The sequence below is a fragment of the Gordonia sp. CNJ-863 genome (genome assembly GCF_001942325.1).
GTDB lineage: Bacteria > Actinomycetota > Actinomycetes > Mycobacteriales > Mycobacteriaceae > Gordonia > Gordonia alkanivorans.
The window spans coordinates 1-6,215 of record NZ_MKKG01000054.1 but is presented as its reverse complement, the minus strand read 5'-3'; the positions used below and the strand labels follow the sequence as shown (position 1 = coordinate 6,215).

Annotated in this window: 2 protein-coding genes; both read right to left on the bottom strand. The window is 67.0% G+C overall.

The window, feature by feature from the left end:
* Positions 1–3,634: condensation domain-containing protein (locus BJF87_RS26960; protein ID WP_262339075.1), on the bottom strand; the 3,634-nt coding region annotated here is incomplete at its 3' end.
* 122 nt (positions 3,635–3,756) lie between these two features.
* A complete protein-coding gene (locus tag BJF87_RS20240) occupies positions 3,757–6,210 on the bottom strand; it encodes a condensation domain-containing protein (protein WP_262339076.1) in 2,454 nt (817 codons plus the stop codon).
* Positions 6,211–6,215 lie beyond the last annotated feature (5 nt).

Genomic DNA, 6,215 nt, shown 5'->3' with positions numbered 1-6,215 from the left:
CCACCGCATGAATCGCCACAACCATGTCCACCGACCGCGGAACACACACACCCACAGCCACATCCGGACCCACACCGGCATCGATCAACGCACGCGCCAACACCGCCACACGATCAGACAACTCGCCATACGACACCGACCGGCCCTCGAACACCAGAGCCACCGCATCCCGATCACGAGCCACACCCGCCGCCAACACATCAGCAACCGTCTCCGGCACCAACTCCCGCGACTCACCCGTCGACACCGCCAGAACCGTGCCTGCTTCGTCGGTGTCGAGGACGCGGATATCGTCCACCCGCAGACCCGGGTCGGGCACCTGGGCGAGAATCCGCTCGAGCATCGTCATGTAAGTCTCAGCCGCGGCCCGGGACACGTGGGCAGGACGGTACTTGAGTGTCAGACGAAGCTCCCCACCGATCGGCGAGACCTCGAGGGTCATGGCGTAATGGGTGGCGTCCTTCATCTCGACGTCGTCGATCTGCAGATCCGCGGACCGGTCGGCAGCGGCGGCTTCGCCGAGCTGGATCGGATAGGACTCGAACACGAAGAGCGTGTCGAAGAGACCGTCAAACGGTGAGACCTGCAAGATCTCCGACAGTCCGATGTGCTGGTGATCGAGGACACGCAGCTTCGAGGAGTGCAGTGCCTGAATACCATCCGCGACACGGACGCCAGGGTCGACCTCGGCCACCACCGGAATCGTGTTGATGAACAGCCCGACTGCCCGATCGATGCCTTCCAGCACCGACGGCCTACCCGAGACCGTCTCTCCGAAAGACACAACCGGAGTACCGCTGACACGTGCGAGGAGGACGGCCCAACCAAACTGGACCACTTCGGCCACCGTGGCGTCAAGCGAACGCGCCAGCGCATTCAACTCGAGTACTCGGCGCTCATCCAGGGTGAAGTGGGTCGACCCGGGCAGTGCTTCCTGCGCTCCCGGTCGGCTCGACCCCACGATCGTCGGCTCTTCCAGCGGTGCCAGGACCTCTTGCCACGCCCGCAGACCGGCGTTCGAGTCCTGCGACGCGAGCCATCGCAGGTAGTCGGCGAACTCGGCGCCCTTCGAGACGCCGGCGTCGGTCACCGTGGTACCGGTTCGGTAAACCGATACTAGGTCGGCGAGCACGAGCGGCGCAGACCAACCGTCCATGATGATGTGATGGTTGGTGAACACCAGAGCGCACCTGCCACCCGGCATCCGCACAAGCAGGAACCGCAGCAGCGGCGCACGGCTCAGATCGAAGGGGCGGGTGTACTCGCGGTCCACCAATGCATCGAGCCGCGCACTCGCGTCGTCATCGGAGAGCTCCGAGAGGTCCTCGACACCGATCGGCGTGCTGACCGAGGAACGGACCACGACTACCGGTTCGCCGCTTTCGGCTCGGAAGAACGAAGAACGAAGTGCAGCGTGTCGCCGTGTGACCGCATCGGCCGCTCGCTGAAGGCGCATTTCGTCGACGTCCCCGGCGACGCCGATGACCGACTGCGACACGTAGACGTCGACTTCGTCGCCGGCCGTCGCCAGTTCGGCCTGGAACAGCAGACCCTTTTGCAACGGTGAGAGCGACCAGAGCTTCGCACCCGGGTGTTCAGCCGCCAACCGGTCGATATCGGTCTGCGAGAGATTCGCGGCGGGAATGTCGGACGGCGAGTAACCCACATCCCCCGACGACGCGACCGCGTCGGCAATCGCCGAGAGCGCCTCGAGGAAATACCTGTCCAGCTTCTGCATCTCGTCGTCGGACACTGCCGACGGCGAATGGCTCCACGCGACCTCGAGCTCACGTCCGTCTGCCGTGCTCACGGTCGAGATGTTCGCGTTGAGGTTGCCCGGTACGACCATTCCGCCGTTGACCGTGCCGGGCAGCAGGTACCGCTCCGCGGCTGGGAGGAATGCGACATCCGAGGACACGTCCGTGGCGTCCGCAGACGATTCGGCCACGTTCCCCAGATAGTTGAGGGTGACCTCGGGCATCGGGCGGTCGGCGACCGGTGAACCCTGAGTGAGGTAGCGGTGCACGCCGAAACCGATGCCGTTGTCGGGCAACGCGTTCAGCGCTTCTTTCACACCCTTGACCAGACCGACGACCGAAGCGTCGGACGTCGACGCAGTCACCGGGAAGGTCACCGGCGCGATTCCGGTGAACCACCCGACTGTGCGGGTGAGATCTGCGCCCGGGGCGACGTGCTCCTCGCGTCCGTGCCCCTCGACGAGCACGGTCAGGTTGGTCAACGGCGTTCCGGGCGTGCGCTCGGCCCGGAAACGGGCGAGTGCACTACCAAGTGCCGCCAGCAACGCGTCGTTGACGCGGGTGCGGAACGCCACCGGCACGTCGACGAGGACCGGCTCGGCGATGCGGGCCGGTATACGCGAGACCACATCTCGCAGAGCGCGGTCGCGGTCACGGTCGCGGTCGATCGGCGCCAGTACGGGGGTGTCGGTGTCCGGCAACATGCGGTCCCAGAGCGCGGCCTCGTCGGCGCGGGCGGTGGCGAGATCAGCGATCGCCGCAGCCCAACGGCGCATGGATGTGCCCTCGGCGGGCAACGAGATCTCCTCCCCGCGGGCGCGCTGCGCCCCCGCGTTGACCAGGTCGGCGACAACGGTCTGCCAGGAGACCGCGTCGACCACGAGATGATGGATGGTGACGACCATCCGGCCGTTCCCACCGTCGGCCGGCCGCAGGACGACACAGCGGACCATCGCACCGCTCTCGGGGTCCAGGCGCAGCATGGTGTCACGGTGCGCCGCGTGGACCGCGGCTTCGAATTCGGTCGTGCCCGGCACCGCGTCGACGATCTGCTCCTCGACAGCGGCCTTCGCATCGAATGCCTCGCCGGCCAAGAGATGCGGTACGCCGGACTCGGAGTGGACCAACCTGGCCGACAGCATCGGGTGAGCGGCGATCAGCGCGGTGAGGACGTCGACGATGTCGGAATGCGGGATGCCCGCCGGTATCCCGACGACCATCGCCTGGGCGAAAGCGGCGTAGTCCGTCGGCGCGTCGGCGCGTTCCAGCATCCAGCGTGCGACCGGCAGAAGCGGCACGGCACCGGTCCCGCCGCCGGGCAACTCGGCGAGCGTCTGCCCTGCCCCGCTCATGGCGACAGCAGCGAGGGCGCGAACGGTCTTGTGCTCGAAGATGTCCCGTGGACGGACCGCGAATCCCGCGGCGCGCAACAACGCGGCGAGCTGGATCGACATGATCGAATCGCCACCGAGCGCGAAGAACGACTCCGTCACCCCTACGGTCGGGCGTCCCAGCAGACCGGCCATCACCTCGGCGATCAGCTGCTCGGTCGGGTTCTCGGGGGCGACCTCTTCTGCGCTGTCGAAACGGGCTTCCGGCAATGCTTTTCGGTCGATTTTGCCCGCCGATGTCAGGGGCATCTCGTCTACGACGTTCCACGACGCCGGTCGCATGAACTCGGGTAGGGTTTCCTCCGCAGCTGCCTGGACGACGGCCACATCGACCGATTCGCTGGGGCCGGCAGCGAGGAAGGCTGCGAGGAACTCTCCGCCACCCGGCGCGGACGCGACGGTGACCGCCGCGTGCACGACCCCCGGCGCCGCGGCCAGCACCGCCTCGATCTCGCCGAGTTCGATCCGCTGTCCGCGCAGTTTCACCTGGAAGTCACTGCGTCCGACATACTCCAGGCGGCCGTCCCTGTTCCAGCGGACGAGGTCGCCCGAGCGGTACAGACGCGCGCCTGGCTCTCCTAGCGGATCGGCGACGAACCGTTCCGACGTCAGCGAGGGACGCGACGCATAACCACGGGCAACCAGGCGCCGCCTAGGTAGAGCTCGCCGACGATGCCCGGCGGGACGGGCCGCAGGCGCGCGTCGCGCACGTGTGCGCGTGTGTTCCACACCGGCCGTCCGATGGTCACGTGCGAGTGTCGTTCGACGTGGTCAACGGTCGAGTAGATGGTCGTCTCGGTGGGACCGTACTGGTTGTGCAGGCTCACTCCTGGCAACGCCTCGTGGAAGCGTCGCGCCAGAGCCTCTGGCAGGGCTTCGCCACCGGTGTGCACCAGCCGCAGACGCGTGAGCTGCGTGAGCTGCTCGCGGTCGACGACCTCGAGGAAGACCGACAACAGCGACGGCACCAAGATCGCGGAGGTCACCCGTCGCGCCCGCATGACCTCGGCAAGGTACTGCGGGTCCCGGTGTCCGCCCGGGGCGGTCACGACCAGGGTGCCCCCGGCGAGCAGCGGCCGGAAGAACTCGAGCACCGACGGGTCGAAGGTGTACTCCAGCACCTGGAGGACGACGTCGTCGGCGGTGAAGCCGTAGCGCCACTGGTCGTAGGCGAGGTGGGTCGACAGCGATCGATGGCTGACCGTCACGCCCTTCGGACGGCCCGTCGAACCCGACGTGAAGATCGTGTACGCGGCGCGGTCGGCTTCGCGCGAGGACACTGGGAGGTCAGCACTCGCGATCAGGGGTGCGTCAGAGTCGATCTCGGCGCCGGCGTCGATCTCGATCACAGTGATGCCCTCTAGTGCGCTCAACGCCGCGGGCAGCTCCCCCGCGAGCGTCAGCACGAGGCCTGCCCCCGAGGTGGACAAGATGTACTCGATACGCTCCGACGGTGCCGCCGGGTCGACGGGAACGTACTGTCCCGCTGCGGCATTGACGGCATGGATACCGATCACCATCTCGATGGAGCGCGGCAAGCACAGCGCCACTGCGACATCCGCGCCAACTCCATGGCCGAGGAGTGTCCGAGCCAGTATTGACACCCGGGCCGCGAACTCGGCGTAGTCGAGCACCCGATCGTCGAGAACGACGGCCGGCGCCGTGGGCGTCAGCCGGCTCAGCTCCGAGACCCGGTCCCACATCGCCGCGGTGTCGATCTCGGCGATGTCACCGCGTGCCGTGATCTCGTTGTCGTCATCGGCCGGCACTGCCACCGACACGTCGCCGACCGGAAGGGCCGGATCGGCGGTCACGGTGTCGAGCACTGTGATCAACCGGTCGATGAAGACCCGGATCCCGGTCTCCTCGAAGAGGTCGGTGGCGTACGTGATCGAACCCGCCCAGTTCTGTTCGGACGCGCGGATCTCCAGCGCGAGGTCGAGCTGCGCAGGATGATCGCCGGTCTCAGCCGGCTCGACCGACAGTCCCGGGATGGAAGCGGTCGACGGTGTGTCGTCGACGAAATTGAGCATTACCTGCGCGAGCGGTGCGAACGCCTCCGAACGCGCGGGGTTCAGTTTCTCGACGAGGTATTCGAACGGGACGTCGGCGTTCGCGTACGCGTCGAGGTCCACTCCGCGGGTGTCGGCGAGCAAGTCGTCGAAGCTCCGTGCCGGGTCGACCGCGGTTCGCAGCACCAGGGTGTTGACGAACATACCGATGGTCTCGTCGATCTCAGACCTTCCGCGACCGGCAACCGGCGTGGCGATGGCGATGTCGTCGACGGCTGCCAAGCGCGACAGCACTACCGACATCGCGGCATGCACCACCATGAACGGCGTGGCCCCCGCCCGGCGCGCAAGAGGCGTGACGCGCTTGACAACCTCGGCAGGGAACTCGAACGCGATGGTGTGGCCGCGCATCGATGCCACGACGGGGCGCGGATGGTCGGTCGGAATGCGGAGCAAGTCCGGCAGGTCTGCGAGTTGCCGAAGCCAGTAGCCGAGCTGCCGTCCCAGAATCGATGATTCGTCGTCGACATCGCCGAGGACGTCGCGTTGCCAGACGGCGAAGTCGGCGAACTGGATCGCCAGCGGGGGCAGCTGCGGGGTCTCACCGCGGCGCCGCGCGTCGTACGCGACCACGAGATCGCGGACCAACGGGCGCACCGACTCGTTGTCGCCGGCGATATGATGGACGACCACGACGAGCACGTGCCGATCTCCGGCCTCACGTAACAGGCGGACGCGTACCGGCCACTCACGCGTGACATCGAAACCGACGCCGGCGGCCTCGACGAGCTCATCGGATGACGTCGACTCCGCCCAGTCCAACCGGTAGTCGACCAGCTCGGCGGACTCGATCGACTGGACGGGTTCACCGTCGATGCTCGGGAACACAGTGCGAAGGATCTCGTGGCGCGCAACGACATCCAGGAAAGCTGCGCGCAGGGCGTCGGTGTCGAGGTCACCGGTCAAACGCAACCCGGCCACGATGTTGTACGCACCCGAAGACGCATCGAACTGATTGATGAACCACATCCGCCGCTGCGCAAACGACAACGGCA